The 15,957-nt window shown below is 58.9% G+C and carries 19 protein-coding genes and 1 pseudogene; 12 read left to right on the top strand and 8 right to left on the bottom strand.

The window, feature by feature from the left end:
• The first annotated feature begins 388 nt into the window (after nucleotides 1-388).
• On the top strand, nucleotides 389-1,573 hold the full coding sequence (locus THIVI_RS18010; protein WP_014776993.1) for an ISAs1 family transposase: 1,185 nt from the start codon (nucleotides 389-391) through the stop codon (nucleotides 1,571-1,573).
• Nucleotides 1,574-1,605: 32 nt separating this feature from the next.
• Here the strand turns inward: THIVI_RS18010 and THIVI_RS18015 are convergent, their stop codons facing one another.
• From THIVI_RS18015 to THIVI_RS18030, 4 genes and pseudogenes are all read right to left on the bottom strand, one after another.
• Entirely contained in the window at nucleotides 1,606-2,229 is a 624-nt protein-coding gene (locus THIVI_RS18015; protein WP_014779959.1) for a response regulator, read from the bottom strand.
• The gene (locus tag THIVI_RS18020; protein WP_041447086.1) at nucleotides 2,220-2,954 is read right to left on the bottom strand and encodes a sensor histidine kinase; all 735 of its coding nucleotides are present in this window, start codon (nucleotides 2,952-2,954) and stop codon (nucleotides 2,220-2,222) included. Before THIVI_RS18020 ends, THIVI_RS18015 begins: the two co-directional genes overlap by 10 nt.
• A 21-nt stretch (nucleotides 2,955-2,975) precedes the next feature.
• Nucleotides 2,976-3,323 (bottom strand): annotated as a pseudogene (locus THIVI_RS26350) (hypothetical protein); the annotation flags it as partial.
• Nucleotides 3,324-3,552: 229 nt separating this feature from the next.
• A complete protein-coding gene (locus THIVI_RS18030; protein WP_014779961.1) occupies nucleotides 3,553-3,789 on the bottom strand; it encodes a hypothetical protein in 237 nt (78 codons plus the stop codon).
• Nucleotides 3,790-4,608: 819 nt separating this feature from the next.
• On the opposite strand from THIVI_RS18030, the gene THIVI_RS18035 reads away from it, so the two are divergent.
• The 6 genes from THIVI_RS18035 (at nucleotide 4,609) to THIVI_RS18060 (ending at nucleotide 9,324) form a co-directional block, all read left to right on the top strand.
• Nucleotides 4,609-5,157, top strand: a complete 549-nt coding sequence (locus THIVI_RS18035) for a methylated-DNA--[protein]-cysteine S-methyltransferase (protein WP_014779962.1) — start codon at nucleotides 4,609-4,611, stop codon at nucleotides 5,155-5,157.
• Between the two features lie 263 nt (nucleotides 5,158-5,420).
• Nucleotides 5,421-6,320 carry a site-specific tyrosine recombinase XerD gene (gene xerD / locus THIVI_RS18040; protein WP_014779963.1) on the top strand — a complete coding sequence of 300 codons (900 nt, stop codon included), beginning with the start codon at nucleotides 5,421-5,423 and terminating at the stop codon, nucleotides 6,318-6,320.
• Nucleotides 6,321-6,524: 204 nt separating this feature from the next.
• Nucleotides 6,525-7,007 carry a YajQ family cyclic di-GMP-binding protein gene (locus THIVI_RS18045; protein ID WP_014779964.1) on the top strand — a complete coding sequence of 161 codons (483 nt, stop codon included), beginning with the start codon at nucleotides 6,525-6,527 and terminating at the stop codon, nucleotides 7,005-7,007.
• 13 nt (nucleotides 7,008-7,020) lie between these two features.
• Entirely contained in the window at nucleotides 7,021-7,755 is a 735-nt protein-coding gene (locus THIVI_RS18050; RefSeq protein ID WP_014779965.1) for a DsbC family protein, read from the top strand.
• Between the two features lie 47 nt (nucleotides 7,756-7,802).
• Nucleotides 7,803-8,588, top strand: a complete 786-nt coding sequence (locus THIVI_RS18055) for a protein phosphatase 2C domain-containing protein (protein ID WP_014779966.1) — start codon at nucleotides 7,803-7,805, stop codon at nucleotides 8,586-8,588.
• Nucleotides 8,589-8,742: 154 nt separating this feature from the next.
• Nucleotides 8,743-9,324 (top strand): hypothetical protein, encoded by a 582-nt coding sequence (locus THIVI_RS18060; protein ID WP_014779967.1) that lies wholly within the window; start codon nucleotides 8,743-8,745, stop codon nucleotides 9,322-9,324.
• 392 nt (nucleotides 9,325-9,716) lie between these two features.
• Here the strand turns inward: THIVI_RS18060 and THIVI_RS18065 are convergent, their stop codons facing one another.
• The 4 genes from THIVI_RS18065 to THIVI_RS24890 all read right to left on the bottom strand — a co-directional run bounded on the left by THIVI_RS18065 (nucleotide 9,717) and on the right by THIVI_RS24890 (nucleotide 11,215).
• Nucleotides 9,717-9,923 (bottom strand): YjfB family protein, encoded by a 207-nt coding sequence (locus THIVI_RS18065; protein ID WP_014779968.1) that lies wholly within the window; start codon nucleotides 9,921-9,923, stop codon nucleotides 9,717-9,719.
• Between the two features lie 188 nt (nucleotides 9,924-10,111).
• Complete coding sequence (locus THIVI_RS24005; RefSeq protein ID WP_157174502.1) at nucleotides 10,112-10,378, bottom strand: hypothetical protein; 267 nt, start codon at nucleotides 10,376-10,378, stop codon at nucleotides 10,112-10,114.
• A gap of 339 nt (nucleotides 10,379-10,717) precedes the next feature.
• Nucleotides 10,718-10,900 carry a hypothetical protein gene (locus tag THIVI_RS26195; protein ID WP_014779969.1) on the bottom strand — a complete coding sequence of 61 codons (183 nt, stop codon included), beginning with the start codon at nucleotides 10,898-10,900 and terminating at the stop codon, nucleotides 10,718-10,720.
• Between the two features lie 42 nt (nucleotides 10,901-10,942).
• Entirely contained in the window at nucleotides 10,943-11,215 is a 273-nt protein-coding gene (locus tag THIVI_RS24890) for a hypothetical protein (protein WP_014779970.1), read from the bottom strand.
• A gap of 964 nt (nucleotides 11,216-12,179) precedes the next feature.
• On the opposite strand from THIVI_RS24890, the gene THIVI_RS24895 reads away from it, so the two are divergent.
• From THIVI_RS24895 to THIVI_RS25155, 5 genes are all read left to right on the top strand, one after another.
• The gene (locus THIVI_RS24895; protein ID WP_157174503.1) at nucleotides 12,180-12,545 is read left to right on the top strand and encodes a hypothetical protein; all 366 of its coding nucleotides are present in this window, start codon (nucleotides 12,180-12,182) and stop codon (nucleotides 12,543-12,545) included.
• A gap of 83 nt (nucleotides 12,546-12,628) precedes the next feature.
• Nucleotides 12,629-13,243, top strand: coding sequence for a winged helix-turn-helix domain-containing protein (locus THIVI_RS18070; RefSeq protein WP_041447088.1), 615 nt, complete (start codon nucleotides 12,629-12,631; stop codon nucleotides 13,241-13,243).
• 727 nt (nucleotides 13,244-13,970) lie between these two features.
• Nucleotides 13,971-15,155 carry an ISAs1 family transposase gene (locus THIVI_RS18075; protein WP_014776993.1) on the top strand — a complete coding sequence of 395 codons (1,185 nt, stop codon included), beginning with the start codon at nucleotides 13,971-13,973 and terminating at the stop codon, nucleotides 15,153-15,155.
• Nucleotides 15,156-15,291: 136 nt separating this feature from the next.
• Nucleotides 15,292-15,771 (top strand): type II toxin-antitoxin system VapC family toxin, encoded by a 480-nt coding sequence (locus THIVI_RS24010; RefSeq protein WP_014779974.1) that lies wholly within the window; start codon nucleotides 15,292-15,294, stop codon nucleotides 15,769-15,771.
• Complete coding sequence (locus tag THIVI_RS25155; RefSeq protein WP_014779975.1) at nucleotides 15,764-15,937, top strand: hypothetical protein; 174 nt, start codon at nucleotides 15,764-15,766, stop codon at nucleotides 15,935-15,937. Before THIVI_RS24010 ends, THIVI_RS25155 begins: the two co-directional genes overlap by 8 nt.
• Nucleotides 15,938-15,957: the final 20 nt, after the last annotated feature.

Below are 15,957 nucleotides of genomic sequence, written 5' to 3' on the forward strand. Positions count from 1 at the left end.
GGTCAGGTCTTCATCGCGTGATTGCGTGGCGCCAATGACCTCATGGCTTCGCTCTTTTATTATCTGCCGATCCGGGTAGACGGCAAGTTTCCCGAGCGAGCATGGCAAAGATTAAGGCAATGATGCGGCCGCAGGTATACTGCTACCGGTATACGGCGCTGTCCCCGAAACATGGGGCAGCGCAGGCGCGGATCTGTACTAGACTGGAATTGAATCCGTTACACCATTATCAAAACGTCATGCTTGGTCGGTTCTGTTCATTGATGTGTCCATCCGTCACGATGCAATCCCCAGGGCAATCGCATCAACGCATTAGCGCATACTGTTAGACAATCCGTACTGCGGCCCCAATGATTTGAGTCTTTAGAATCTTGGGGAGATCTCGCCGATGTGCGACTTGAGTGTGGAGCGATCGATTGCGCACCATTTTGCCCCGCTGGACGAGCCGCGCAGCGCGATCCAACGACGGCACCTCTTAAGTGAGATGATCGTGATCACCATCGCGGCGTCCTTCAGTGGCGCCGACGGTTGGGTGGGTGTCGAGACGTTCGGACAGGCCAAGGAGGCGTGGCTGCGCACGTTTCTGAAACTGCCCGCGGGCATTCCGTCGCACGACACCTTCGGGCGGGTGTTTGCGCTCATCGATCCCGCACAGTTTGCCGCCTGCTTTCGCCAATGGAGCGCGTCGGTGGCCGAACTGATCCCCGAAGAGATCATTGCCGTCGATGGCAAGACCCTGCGCCGCTCCCACAGCCGCGGCAAGGGCTTGGCGGCGTTGCACCTGGTCAGTGCCTGGGCGACGGCCAATCGGGTGGTGCTCGGACAGGTCGCCACCGACGCCAAATCCAATGAGATCACGGCCATTCCACGTCTGCTGGAGTGGCTGAAGCTGGAGGGCTGCATCGTCACCATCGACGCCATGGGCTGCCAGACCAAGATTGCCGCGCAGATCATCCACCAGGGAGGGGACTATGTGCTCGCGCTCAAAGGCAACCAGGAAACGCTGGCCGCCGAGGTCGAGGAGGCGTTCATCGACGCCGACGCCAGAGGCTACGCCGGTGTCGATTCGGCATTCCTCGAAACCGTCGAGCGAGGGCATGGTCGTCTCGAAACCCGTCGCTACCAAACCTTGGGCGATCTTTCCGGCGTGCCGCACAGCGCCTCGTGGGAGGCAATGAACATGATCGGCATGGTTGAATCGCGCCGTGAGGTCGCCGGCAAGGTCTCGGTCGAGACCCGCTATTTCATTGGCAGCATCGGCACCAGCGCCGCGCGCTTTGCCCACGCAGTACGCGGTCACTGGGGCATCGAAAACGGGTTGCATTGGAATCTCGATATCGCCTTTCGTGAGGATGAGTGCCGTGTCCGCGATCCGGTGGCGCGCGAGAATCTTGCCGTCCTGCGTCACCTCGCCCTCTCGCGCCTCAAGAATGACGGCACCAAGCTCGGCATCCAGAACAAACGCTTGAAAGCCGGTTGGGACGAGTCCTACCTGTCGAAATTGCTCTTCGAGTCGCCTCAGAGGAAGGGCGACGCTGATACATCGGTACCCGCTAATGTTAGCAGCGCTTGATGCGATTGCCCTGATGCAATCCCGCGAACAGCTCAGATCAAGCCCTCTTCCATCGCCTTGCGAACGACTTCGCTTGCGGAATGCAGCCCGAGCTTCTGCATGAGCCGCTTGCGGTAGGTCTCAACGGTGCCAGGACTGATGCGGAGCGCGCGTGCGATCTCTTTGCTGCTCAATCCATGGGATATGAGCTTGACCACTTCTCGTTCCCTGGCGGAAAGCGGGGTGGGCTCCCGCCCGTTGCGTCGAAGCGCACGCAATTTCGCCTGTACGGCAGCACTCATGAAGGTTCCGCCAGCGGCGACGATACGCACAGCCAGGAGCAGTTCCTCGAATGCGCTGTCTTTGAGGACATAGCCCGCCACGCCAGCGCGCTCGGCATCAAGCGCGATGAAAGGGTTTTCGTACATGGTCAATAGCACGACCTGGGTGCCGATCGCCGCGGATTCGATCCGAGCGGCGAGTTCAATGCCGGTGGCTCCAGGCATGGAAAGGTCCAGGATGGCGACCTCGGGTTTATAGGTTTCGATCAACCGCCAGGCGTTCTCACCGTCGGTCGCCTGGCCGACCAGGGCGATGTCAGGCACATCACGAAACAGTGCGGCAAGCCCCTGGAGGACAATGGGGTGATCGTCGGCGAGGATGACGCTTAAGGACATTGGCACCGTCCGTCGGACACCGGGAAGCAAATCCGCACCAGTGTTCCCCGCCCAATTCGGCTGCGAACATCGGCCCGGCCCCGCAGGGCGGCGGCCCGATCGCGGATAATGCTCAATCCAAGCCCGCTTCCGCGCGCGCCCGTTCCGAGGGACTTGATGCCAACTCCGTTGTCGACGACGGCAAGGGTGAATCGATCGCGTGGGCGGACGCGAAGATGCACTTCGATCCGGCTGGCATGCGCGTGACGCAGGGCGTTGCTCAATGCCTCACGGAAAGCGAGGAAGCATTGCACTCTGGTCTGCTGGTCCAGGACGCAATCAGTCCCGTCGGCATGGAAGTGGATGGCGGTGTCGGTGCGTTCGGCGGACTCGCTGCAATGGTGCCGCACGGCATCGGGAAGGGGCAGCCAATCCAGGAACGATGGATGCAGCTCGCTATTGACGGCGCGCAGATCGCGCAACGCCTCATCGGACTCGGCGACCAGCCGGTCTAACTGCCCCTTGATGATTGGCTGGATGTCTTCCGCGTTCGCCCGGATCTGCTTGAGATCCATGTTCAGAGCCTGAAGCGTTTGACCGATACCGTCATGTAGAGTCATGGCGAGTCGGCTTTGAACCTCGCGCTCGGTCTCCTCGCGCAGTCGTTGGATCGCCCGAACCGTGGCGGCACGCTCGCGCAGGGTTCGGATGCCGAATGCGAGGTCTTGGGCAAGCTCGGCGAGCAATGCCGACTCAAATCCATCGAACGCATCCGATCGATCGGATAATACGCTAAGGTAGCCGAAGTACACTCCTTCTGCGGAGAGCGGCAAAATGATCGCCGAGCGGTAGCCTAGCCGCAGGTCCGGGGCCGCCTCCGACCAGGACGCCTGGCTGTCGCCATGGGTTGATGGATGGGGCAGCACGACTGGCGCGCAGGTCTCGCGGACGCGCTGCCAGACACGCTTGCGCTCACCGGATTCGTCCGGGCCGCGAAGCGTGGCGGCGACAGCGGATCCGGATCCTCCGGCACAGGCGACGAGTCGGATCCGAGCGCTGTCCCGGCCGCCCGCGTAGCCGACCCAGACGAATCCGTAGCCGCCCGATTCGGCCAACTCGACACAGAAGGTGTCGAGAAGCGCCCGCTCATCGAGCGCGCGCGCAATGCGGCGGTTGCAGCGCGCAAGGACATTTTGGACGCGAATCCTGTGCTGGAAATCAGCCGCGGCTTGTCTGCTCCGCCGAGCAAGCTTGCACGTAAGCCCGCGCAGGTGTTCGGTTTCAACTTGCGCGTTCGGACAATGGGCGAGACAGCAGGCGGGATGGCTCTTGAGTTGGGAGAGTTCAGGTGACGCGCGCGGGCTTGGGGGGGGGCTGGCCGGAAAACGCCTCGGCCAACTTGTGGCTGTCCCTCAGCGGCAAAAGCTTGAGGTGGGGGAGCCGGTCAATGCGGGCTTCGCAGTCGGCGCCGATCATGGAAAAATCCGCCAGATCGATCACGATTGGTCGACCGTCGGGGTCAATCGCGTAAAGACAAATCGGAATCTCGTCGAAATAGGCTCCGGGGCCGTTGCGATCCATGACGATGCCTCTATAAATAGCGAGGTCTTCGGAGTGGTCTCGAGCAACCGGCTCGAAGCCTCGCACGATACGCGGGATTGTCGCTTAGGATGAAAGACCGGGACTCGAAGGATGCATGTGCTCGAAATCATTCGGTGCGCCGCCGGTTCCGCTGAACCGCGCTGACAAGTTTTGCCCCGGACGATACCGTTGATTTAGTTTAGCAGCCTGTCGAACTTGAGTGTTCGGCGCTCGGCCAGCGGTTGGGGACATCCGTGCGATAAGGGTCGCGTCGGGCCTCGGAGCCGGCGGGTTCTCGGCTTGGGCATTGTCACACGGCGCGAAGCCGCCACCGGCAACGGACATGATTCGGCGCATCTGTTAGACCGGGGCGGTGGCGGCTGGCAGTCGCGCGAATCCCTTCGGCTTCGCTCCCTGTGCCGAGCGGCCTGCCCCGAGCGGAATCGAAGTGAGCCGAAGCAGGGCAAGGACTGGTTCCGTCCAGGCTGACGGTGCGAAGCGAGGGCGTTTTTCGCCCCGTCGCGGCCACTTGTGCACATCGAACGCAGGCTGATATCCGTGGCGGAATGCGGTTGAAGGCTTCCTCTCTATCCTCGGAGCGGTTCTGTAAGCCCTTGTTTTTGATTTTTTAAATAACGGGTTAAAATAAATCGTTGGTTATGTAAGCCGTTGAAATGAAGAACCTGCCGCGCTTGTCCGACAATCGCCCACAGACTTATCCACAGAATTGCTGGCCGGCTGCGTCAGCGTTGGCTAAATCGTCGCGCGACCCGGTCTTTACGTGTCTTTGATCCATGCCGTTGCCTATAAGGTGTTCTCATGCCACACGCACTGATGACGACTCCCTTCGGTTTAATCGGTCTCCGCTGGAGCGCCGACGCCTTGACCGGGGTTGACCTGGATCCGCTCCTCTCGCGGCGCGACGACGCAACCGCCACACCCGGATCGTGCCTGGATCTTGCGGGCCGCGAACGCTCGGAGGACAGCATGGCGCAAGAGGCCAGCGGCGAAGACATGCGCGCGACGATCATGCGTCAATTGACGGATTATTTCGGTCGCCGGGGAGTCGGCTTCGACCTGCCGCTCGCGCTTGCCGGAACCCTATTCCAGCACCGTGTCTGGGCGTTGCTGCGTGCCATCCCGGCTGGCGAGACCCGAACCTATGGCGAAATCGCCCGCGCGCTTGGCACCGCCGCCCGCGCGGTGGGCCAGGCTTGTCGCGCGAACCCCTGTCCCATCGTCGTACCCTGTCACCGCGTGGTCGCGGCGCGGGGATTGGGTGGATTCGCGGGCGACACCAGCGGACGTCGGCTCGCCATCAAGCGCTGGTTACTGCATCATGAGGGCGTGGCGGAGTGCGCATCCTGAATGCAGAGACGAATGAATTTGCCCCGACGGCGATGCCGCGCGACATTCGCGTTGAGCGCATCGATCCGAGCCCTGGAACAGTGGCGGGGCGGCGATCGTCCCACACGGATACAATTTGTGGTACGCCCTGCGCCCTGGCTTCACAATTGCTGACCACTGACCACTGACCACTGACCACTGACCACTGACCACTGACCACTGACCACTGACCACTGACCACTGACCACTGACCACTGACCACTGACCACTGACCACTGCCAATCATGATCCAGGACGAGCGGACAGTCATCGAGGGTTTCGCGGACGCGCTCTGGATCGAGCGGGGCCTGAGCGCGAACACGCTCGCGGCCTATCAGTCCGATCTGCGCGCCTTCGCTAACTGGATCGCGGCAGAACGCGGCCATGGCCTGGCCGCCGCCGCCCGCTCGGATCTGCTGGACTATCTGGCGCTGCTCTCCCAGCAGGGACGCAAACCCCGCTCGACGGCGCGCCTGGTCTCCTGTCTGCGACAGTTCTATCAATATCTTCTGCGCCTGGGTCTGATCCGCGAAGATCCGAGCGCCCGCGTGGAGGCGCCGAAACTGGGCCGCCCGCTGCCCAAGAGTCTGAGCGAGTCCGAGGTCGAGGCGCTGCTGGGCGCACCGGATACGCAGGATACCCGCGGGCATCGTGATCGCACCATGCTGGAGGTGCTCTACGCCAGCGGATTGCGCGTCACCGAGTTGGTCACCCTGACGCCAAGTCAGGTCAGTCTGACGCAGGGCGTCGTGCGCATCGTCGGCAAGGGCGGCAAGGAGCGCTTGGTGCCCTTGGGCGAGGATGCTTGCGAGTGGCTGAAAGACTATGCGCGGGGACCGCGCCTGGATCTGCTCGGGGGGCGTGTCAGCGAGTATCTGTTTCCGACCTCCCGCAGCGACTGCATGACGCGCCAGGCGTTCTGGCTTCTGATCAAGCGTTACGCGATCCTCGCCGGTGTGGTCAAACCGCTGTCTCCGCATACCCTGCGCCATGCCTTCGCCACCCATCTGCTCAATCATGGCGCCGATCTGCGGGTCGTGCAGATGCTGCTCGGTCATAGCGACCTTTCAACCACGCAGATCTATACCCATGTGGCACGGGAGCGGCTCAAGCAGTTGCATGCGCGCCATCATCCCCGAGGTTGAGCCGCCATTCTCATGTTGACGTAGGAGCCCGCTTGCGGGCGACGGGTGGACAGGGTCACAAAGGTCACGTCGCCCGCAAGCGGGCTCCTACGAGGGCGGGCGACGCCAAACTGAGACTTGCTGGGGGCCGAGGCGAAAATTCCAGGCCGAGCGGCGATATTTGGTATCTTTAGTCCCAGTTAAACCGCGCCCAGAGTGATCTTCATGCCATCATTCGATGTCGTTTCAGAAATCGATCTTCAGGAAGTCCGTAACGCCGTCGATCAGGCCAATCGCGAGATTGGAACCCGGTTCGATTTCAAGGGCGTCGACGCCAGTTTCACGCTGACGGACGGCAAGATTCTGATGACCGGAGAGCAGGAATTTCACCTTCAGCAGATGATGGATATCCTGCGTCAGAAGCTGGTCAAACGAAAAATCGATCTCGCCTGCCTGGATCCCGCGGAGCCGGTGTCCACCCTGAATGCCGCCCGTCAGGAGGTCGCGCTCAAGCAGGGGGTCGACACCGACACCGCCAAACGCATGGTGAAGGCCATCAAATCAGGCAAGCTCAAGGTTCAGGCGCAGATTCAGGGCGACCAGGTGCGTGTCACCGGGAAGAAACGCGACGATCTTCAGGAGGCCATTGCGCATCTGCGCGAGGAAGACTGGGGCTTGCCCGTACAGTTCACCAACTTCAGAGATTAGAGATCCCATCGCCATGAGAAGATTCCGTGATTTTGCCTTTGCCGTGGCGTCCCTGACGCTCGCCACTGGCGCCCTTGCCGCCTCGCCCGAGCAGACCATTCGCGACACCCTGGAAAAGACCGTGCCCGGAATCAAGATCAGCCATATCGAACCGGCTCCGATCAAGGGTCTGTATGAGGTCATGGTGGGCACCGATTTGATGTACGTGACCGGCGATGGGCGTTATTTCGTCAATGGCCATATCGTCGACCTCAAGACCCGCGAGGATCTGACCGAGCCGCGCCTGGCCGAGGCGCGCAAGCTTCTGATCGATGGGATTGGCGAGAGTCAGATGGTGACCTTCGGCGCGGCGGACGCCAAGCACACCATCACCGTCTTTACCGACATCGAGTGCGGGTATTGCCGCAAGCTGCACAGTCAGATCGATGCCTATGGCAAGGAAGGCATCCGTGTCCGCTATCTGTTCTTCCCGCGCGCCGGCAAGGGCAGCCCGGCTTACGACGAGGCGGTTTCCGTCTGGTGCGCTGGCGACGATGCCGCGCGCCGTCAGGCCATGACCGATGCCAAGGCCGGGAAAACGATCGAGGCCAAGACCTGCGATAATCCGATCGACGCGCACATGGCGCTGGGCGCCGATCTCGGGTTGCGCGGCACGCCCGCCATTCTGACCGAGAAAGGCGATCTGATCCCCGGCTACGTGGAGCCCAAACGACTCGCGGCCGAACTCAATGGCGGGGCGGGGAGTTGATCGCGCCAGCCCGGATCGATCGGATTCGCCGTTAGCCATTGATCTGCATGGCACGTTCGCCGATCTCCGCCTTTCGCCTCGCCTTCGCCTGGCGTACCGACCAGGGGCGCGTGCGCAAACGAAACGAGGACGCGGTTCTGGTCGACTCCGCATGGGGTCTGGTTGTCGTCGCCGATGGGGTCGGCGGTGCCCGTGCCGGTGACGTGGCCAGTCGTCTGGCGACCGAGACCATCGCTGATCGCTTCCGCCGCCAGGCCATGCCGCGCGACGATGCGGAAAAGGCGCTTCTGTTCGTCGAGGCAGCGGTCGCTGAGGCCAATATCACGATCTGGAGGCACGCAAAGGGAGAGCGCGATCTGGCCGGAATGGGTACCACCGTGGTCGTCGGTTCCATTGGCTGGGATTGGCTGGTGCTTGCCCATGTCGGCGATTCGCGCATCTATCGGTTGCGCGAAGGGTACTTCGAGCAGCTCTCGCGCGACCATTCGTTTATCCAGGAGGTCGTCGACCAAGGGTTTTTCGCGTCGCGCGAGGATGCCAAGCGCTATGGCATCGGCGAAAATATCCTGACGCGCGCCCTGGGCTCCTCCCCCGTCGTGGAGATTGCCTCCGATGTCGTCGAACTGAACGCGGGCGACCTCTTTCTCTTCTGTACCGATGGCTTGACCGGCATGATTTCGGACGACTGGATGCGTCAAATCCTGATGTCCGTGAAGGAAAACTCGCTCGATTCGGCTGCCGACGCACTGATCCGCATCGCCAATGAACGCGGCGGTAACGACAACATCACCCTGGCACTGATCCAGGTGGGCGAACGGTTGCCGACGGAATAGAGTTGTCAGTTGTCCGCTTTTCGAATCGGTGTGCTGGGATTCGTACCTGCCGTTGCCATTTGGGACGTTCTTCTGCCAGTGTCTTGACACGTTGCAGGCCCGATGTCCGCCACCATCTTCGATCTTTGCATCAACCGCCACGTCGGAGGGCAAGATGATCTCGCGCTCCTTGTTCCGCTACACCACCATCTGCCTGACGGCCCTGCTCCTCGGCGCCTGTCACACGCTCGTCCGCGAGTCCGTTCCGGGGGAGTGGGTGGAGATCCCGTCAGGGAGCGCGCTGCGGCTGCATCAGCCGATCCAGATCCCCCCCGGACGCACCCGCGCCTACCTCGCCGCGGGCCGCGCGACAACCACGGGCACGAGCTGCGTGATCGAGGTCAGACGCCTCGATCCAGACCAGCGCCAGACGATTCAGGCTGGGCGGTACGGGATCACGCGCGTCCAGGATTACATGGCCCTGGTGTCCAGCGTGGATCGCCCTTCCGGTGCGGACGGCCAGGTCCGGTTCCAGTTGGCAAGCCAGGGCGACAGCGGGGGCTCGCAGATGGTCCGGTTCGGCTATCACTTCTGGCTCGACGCGCGCCAGGATCCTAACCTGATGCGCCTGACCTGTCTTGGGCGCCACGACGCCCCCGCCTCCACGCGCCCGCCAACCCTGGTCGAAATCCAGGCGGTGTTAGGCGATCTAGCGACACTTGAGCTGGCTGGTGCGGCGGCGATGCCGGGATCCTGACCGCCGCTTCAGTGACGTTTTAGGTGATTTTCGCGAAAGACTTTACCGATTTTCCGTTCGTCCTGAGTCCTGAGTCCTTTGGCTTCGCTCAGGACAGGCTTGTCGAAGGGTCGAAGCCTGTCATGAGCTTGTCGAATGGGATGACCGGAAAATCGCGCTCCGAGGCCGACATTGCATCCGTTCATGGTTCGACCCTTCGACGGGCTCAGGACTCACCACGAACGGATGCAATGTCACCACGCAAGTGGTATGCGCTTTTCCGGAAATCGCCTTATCTGCTGGGCTGGGCTGGGCTGGCCTGAATGCAGCGTGTCGTTCCTTTGCAGGGCGCGCTGACGCTGGTAGGGAGGTGAATCTGTCCAATTCAGCGATGAAGAACAGCGTCGTCGATTTCACGCCGTGACGTTGAGTTGTGTGCCGACGTTCGCGGGTAAGCCCTGGGTTGGACTGGGGATGCTTTGGATAAGCTGGGTGGCGGATTGCTCCTGGATATCGATCGCTTTTTTCAGCACCGCGACGTTGACGGCGCCTTCCAGTTTGCTTTGTGACAGGGATGTCGCGAGCGTGGCGAGTCCGGTCGTCGAGGAGGGAATCTCCATGGTAGAACCTCTTTGGGTTATGAGGAGAGAGCGGAATGCTTGGATGAGGAACAGCAGGCACCGTCAGCCAGCACCTCACCTGAACCTTCACAAGATAACGGCCTATTAGCGCCAAGCTGGAGGCTCACACACGAATCATTGAAGCGCAGAGTTGGCACTTCACCGCCGCCCATACAGGCATAGGTTTCTCACCAGAAGACGGTTTTGGAGAACGGACACCAATTGACCATGCGGTAAGCGGTCACTTGTGCCCATTCTGGAAAGGTGACTTGCACACGCACGTCACGCCAGCCGTTTTCTGTCTTGGCTCTGCCTTCAAAGACCCGAGTGGTATCGGGGCCAAAGCGGGCTGGATCGAGTCCAGCATACTGACCCGTCCTTGCCGCCGTGATCTGCACTTCGTTGATCCCTGGCCAAATCGTTTCAACTGCGCGTCCGAGCGCTTTGCTCCACATGGGTACAACATGCACAGGACGTTTAAGGTAATTTACGGGAATGACTTTACCGATTTCCGTTCGTCCTGAGCTTGTCGAAGGACGGGCGGAAATCGCGCTCCGAGGCTGACATTGCATCCGTTCATGGTTCGACCCTTCGGCTTCGCTCAGGACTCACCACGAACGGATGCAATGTCACCACGAAAGTGGGTATGCGCTTTTCCGGAAGTCGCCTAAGAACATCGAGACCTCGCGCTTGGCAGTACCTCACGGCCAGTAGAATGCCTTCAGCGGTCATATCGACATCGAACGTGATCGCCGGACGTAGGGGCGGGTTTCAAACCCGCCCCTACGCGAAGGTCATGCCTGGATATCAGGTGCGAAGCCTAAAGCATTGGGAAAGATGCTCTCGCTGAGGACTTTCCAGGTGTTGAGATCCAGTCCGCGTTCGGACAGGCTGGTGTCTGAGATGGCCAGCCTTAGATCCGGTGCAGGCGTGGATGCGGCTGGCTTGAGTTGGGTCGCTCGGGGCTTGGTAGCCATAAGTGCTCCATGAAAGCGGTGCACAGATAGCCGCAGGGGCTATCAGCGCCCCTTTGAAAGGTGGCTGGAGATCAGAAATGCAGATCGTTGCGCGTGGTCAGATGACCATCGAAGAATTCTGCGATATCGCAAGGACGACTCCCAAGAAAGCGTGAGATCGTGCCTAGCGCCTAGCGCCTTGCGGTGACAGTGGTTCAGCGTGTTGTCGAGACGACAGCGCATGTGCTCGCAGGCATAGAACATGCGGTTCGCGGCGATTGTTGCGGTGGTTTGCAGGATGGCGTTCAGTTCTGCGCGGTTGGCGATCATGTTCATGGCTGGCTCCGTTCGGTGATGTGAGAAACAACACCTGGAGCGAAGCCCCTTCTTCTTGGCGTATGGCGAGGGCATGAGCACATGTAGGACTCACGCCTCGCCGGTTTGACGTTTAACCGTCGTCGTCGAAGAAGTCGGGCATGTCAAAGCCAAAGATGGTCATGACGGAAGAGAAGAGGATGAAGTCAATGCGGAAAGCGATCCGCAGTTTGGCCGGTTCCATAAGAGTGCTCCGTTGATGCCAGAACAGACAGCCTGTACTGGTCACACAGGCCGAAAACCCATCTTCAGGGTATTTCCCCTTGCTCGGAGGCAGGGATTGCGCGAGGATCAAACGTGGCAGAGAGAATTGACGATCTGATTCGCGAAAAGGGGAAAACCGGGGTTCCATAAGGGGCTGATTGTAGCTTTGGAATCCGAAGTGGGGTAGCGATCAGTTCCCGGTATGAAGGGGATTGAGCTTAATCAACTATCTGTTTTTCAAAAAAATCCAGCAAAAAATTTCAGGGTTTTTGGGGCTGCGATAGTTGGATGCTGACTCTGTTCAGCGTGTGCGTGACAAGATGGATGGGATCGATCTCTGAGGGTAGTGGCTTTAGTCCATGCTGCGTGAGCTAATGTCGAGGATTGATGCGTTTCCATCTGCGACGAAAATCGCCGCCAGCATTCTGTGTGGCAGGTATCTGCCTGACGACAAATACAGATTGGCGACCCACCAGCAATTCCCGGCGAACGTCGCATAAGTCAATGATTTAGAAAGAATCGCACCTTTGGCAGCAACAACATTTGCAAAACAGCAACTTATCTTATCAATAGGTTAGCGTTCGCGTGGAATTGCTGGCATCCTACGCGCGCTTTTCCGCTTTTCCGCTTTTCCGCTTTTCCGCTTTTCCGCTTTTCCGCTTTTCCGCTTTTCCGCTTTTCAGAAGCGCAACCCTTTAGAGAAAATAGTCAGAGAAACACGATGAAGCAACTGAAACGAATTATCAGTGCGAGCTTTGTGCTTACTGTTATCTTGACAGATATAGCAATGGCTGGAAAGGAATTGTTTGTTACCATTGATTGCAATGACAAATACTGCACGGCTAAATTATGGGAGCGAGGCTGGCTTTCAAACACTATTCAGCAAACAGAGACGCTTAAACGTAAGTCCGATGGTTCTTTCGTAGGAACTGGGAAAGGAGGCGTCACACTCAGATTTTCCCCCAACAGAGATCCGATGTGGTTCCTCATCAGGGGAAAAGACGGGACACTAAAAATGCCCTTCGGTTGCGCCGCAAGCAAAGACGATGTTGATTACGTTTGCTTGATGGCTGAATATACTGACTAGCCCGGCAGGGTACGCATCGCGTACCTTTTCCGTGCGCCAAACAAAAACGATCTAACCTTATTCGTTAGGCGCACCAAGGCAGAATGGTTGACACCAATATGGAACCGATACCAAGCGAAGTTGATGAAGCCTTCGAGATTCTTCTGGAAGAGATTGAGGAAGTAGTCAACAAACATTTCGACGCCTTGGCGTCAGCGGGTTCGGAACGCAACATCACGGATGCGAAGCAAATCTTAGAGCGTGCCGAAAAACTCTCCGACTACCGTCAAAAAGTCTCGGCTATCCGCAAAGAATGGCGGACGTTACAGATCGTAAGCGTCGAGCCCCCAGCAACGCCAAAACAACCCCAACCTAAGCCGCAGCAACCTACTCCTTCGGGACGGCTAGCCCGAGGCCAACGAACTCCAGAGGAAGCGTTTTATCTCGCAATCCTCGACAGCCTCGTGGAGATGGGTGGGTCGGGTCCAATCGCAGCCGTTATCGACCGTGTTCACGAGAAGATGAAAAGCCGGCTCAAAGAACCGGATCTCCAGCTTTTGAAGTCAACAAATATGCCAAGGTGGCGTAACACAGCGATGTGGGCACGCAACAATCTTAAAGAAGAAAAGCTCATGAAGTCCGACAGCCCTTTTGGCATCTGGGCAATTACCGAGGCCGGAAAGGCATGGGCCAAATTGGAGCACGATAAAAAAGTGTAGCGCAAACCGAAACGGGTGCTAGCGCATTTCAATGTGATACTGCGTCAGAAACGCCAAGACCAGAAATGTCCTACGACGATGACACTTCGCTTTACTCGCTGACGCCAACGGGTTGGGATGCTGACGAATTACACCCGAAAGCCGTGGAAAGATGGAGTCGCCACGTATCCCAAGCTTCCCCGTGGTCACGGGAATACGTAACTTGGACCTGCCTGTGGGCAGATCAAGAAATTCCTCGCTCGCAGCGAGACGGACTACGCGCCGCGCACCGAGATTTTATGGGCACTCCTAGCCGCTGGGGCAACCGTGAAACTACCATCGGGGAACCGCTCTAACAGGTTTGCATGAAAAGAACGCTAACATACGCATCAAAAGCGAGCGCGCGCCACAGGCGTCGTGCTAATTCGATAGGTCGTCAGGGGCACGCGTCGCTTTAGGCTGCACGTTAGGCAACACAACCACAGCATCATGCCCTCAAACTTGCACTTACAACTCGCGGAGATCGCGAACCTCTATGATCGGCTCGTGTCCATCTTGCCGCCTGATAAATGGGAAGACATAGACTCTCTTGCGCCTCCTTTAGGAAAGGAAGTATTTCAAATCACTTACGCCATAGATCGGTTAACAGACCAGGGCAATCGCATCAACGCATTAGCGCATACTGTTAGACAATCCGTACTGCGGCCCCAATGATTTGAGTCTTTAGAATCTTGGGGAGATCTCGCCGATGTGCGACTTGAGTGTGGAGCGATCGATTGCGCACCATTTTGCCCCGCTGGACGAGCCGCGCAGCGCGATCCAACGACGGCACCTCTTAAGTGAGATGATCGTGATCACCATCGCGGCGTCCTTCAGTGGCGCCGACGGTTGGGTGGGTGTCGAGACGTTCGGACAGGCCAAGGAGGCGTGGCTGCGCACGTTTCTGAAACTGCCCGCGGGCATTCCGTCGCACGACACCTTCGGGCGGGTGTTTGCGCTCATCGATCCCGCACAGTTTGCCGCCTGCTTTCGCCAATGGAGCGCGTCGGTGGCCGAACTGATCCCCGAAGAGATCATTGCCGTCGATGGCAAGACCCTGCGCCGCTCCCACAGCCGCGGCAAGGGCTTGGCGGCGTTGCACCTGGTCAGTGCCTGGGCGACGGCCAATCGGGTGGTGCTCGGACAGGTCGCCACCGACGCCAAATCCAATGAGATCACGGCCATTCCACGTCTGCTGGAGTGGCTGAAGCTGGAGGGCTGCATCGTCACCATCGACGCCATGGGCTGCCAGACCAAGATTGCCGCGCAGATCATCCACCAGGGAGGGGACTATGTGCTCGCGCTCAAAGGCAACCAGGAAACGCTGGCCGCCGAGGTCGAGGAGGCGTTCATCGACGCCGACGCCAGAGGCTACGCCGGTGTCGATTCGGCATTCCTCGAAACCGTCGAGCGAGGGCATGGTCGTCTCGAAACCCGTCGCTACCAAACCTTGGGCGATCTTTCCGGCGTGCCGCACAGCGCCTCGTGGGAGGCAATGAACATGATCGGCATGGTTGAATCGCGCCGTGAGGTCGCCGGCAAGGTCTCGGTCGAGACCCGCTATTTCATTGGCAGCATCGGCACCAGCGCCGCGCGCTTTGCCCACGCAGTACGCGGTCACTGGGGCATCGAAAACGGGTTGCATTGGAATCTCGATATCGCCTTTCGTGAGGATGAGTGCCGTGTCCGCGATCCGGTGGCGCGCGAGAATCTTGCCGTCCTGCGTCACCTCGCCCTCTCGCGCCTCAAGAATGACGGCACCAAGCTCGGCATCCAGAACAAACGCTTGAAAGCCGGTTGGGACGAGTCCTACCTGTCGAAATTGCTCTTCGAGTCGCCTCAGAGGAAGGGCGACGCTGATACATCGGTACCCGCTAATGTTAGCAGCGCTTGATGCGATTGCCCTGAAGAGCGGACCCCGTAAACGGCGCGGCGCTCATTCTGAAAAAGTGTGCGAGCGAGGCGGTCGGGTAACTGGCCGTCCTACCGCGATGCTTCCTTAGATGTCGCGTAATCGAAGATCGAAAAATATGAAACCAGTCGTCTATGTCGAATCTTCGGTAATCAGTTACCTCACCTCACGCCCGAGTCGTGACGTTGTGATTGCCGGACGGCAGGCAATTACACTTGACTGGTGGGAAAATGAAAGGGGACGATTTGAACTGAGAATCTCAGCGTTGGTCGAAGAAGAGATTAGCCGTGGTGATACGTCTGCATCAGAACGTCGGCTTATGATGGTCGCAGACATTCCGAACGTATCCGTTTCCGACGATGCTGTGTCGCTTGCTGAAAGCCTGATTAACCAGAAAGCAATCCCGTTAGGAAGCGAAGACGACGCCCTTCATGTCGCTATTGCGGCAACCCAGGGCGCGGATTATTTACTGACGTGGAATTTCAAACATATCAACAACGCTGAGACCAAGAAATCGATTGCTCAGATTGTAGAGTCTGTTGGCTACGTATGCCCTCAGCTATGTTCTCCAGAAGAACTTGGAGGTAGTCATGATTAAAGATCCTATTGTTGAGGAAGTCCGCAAATATCGTGACGAGCATGTCGCTGCTTATGGCCATGATATTAAGCGCATTGCTGCTTCTCTTCGCGAGCGCGAAGCAAAATCCCAAAGGCTCTTGTTGAATCCAGGCCCGAAGTATTTGCTGCGAAAGACTGGAAGCTAACGAATAAAGGTCAGAACGTT

This window comes from Thiocystis violascens DSM 198, assembly GCF_000227745.2.
GTDB lineage: Bacteria > Pseudomonadota > Gammaproteobacteria > Chromatiales > Chromatiaceae > Chromatium > Chromatium violascens.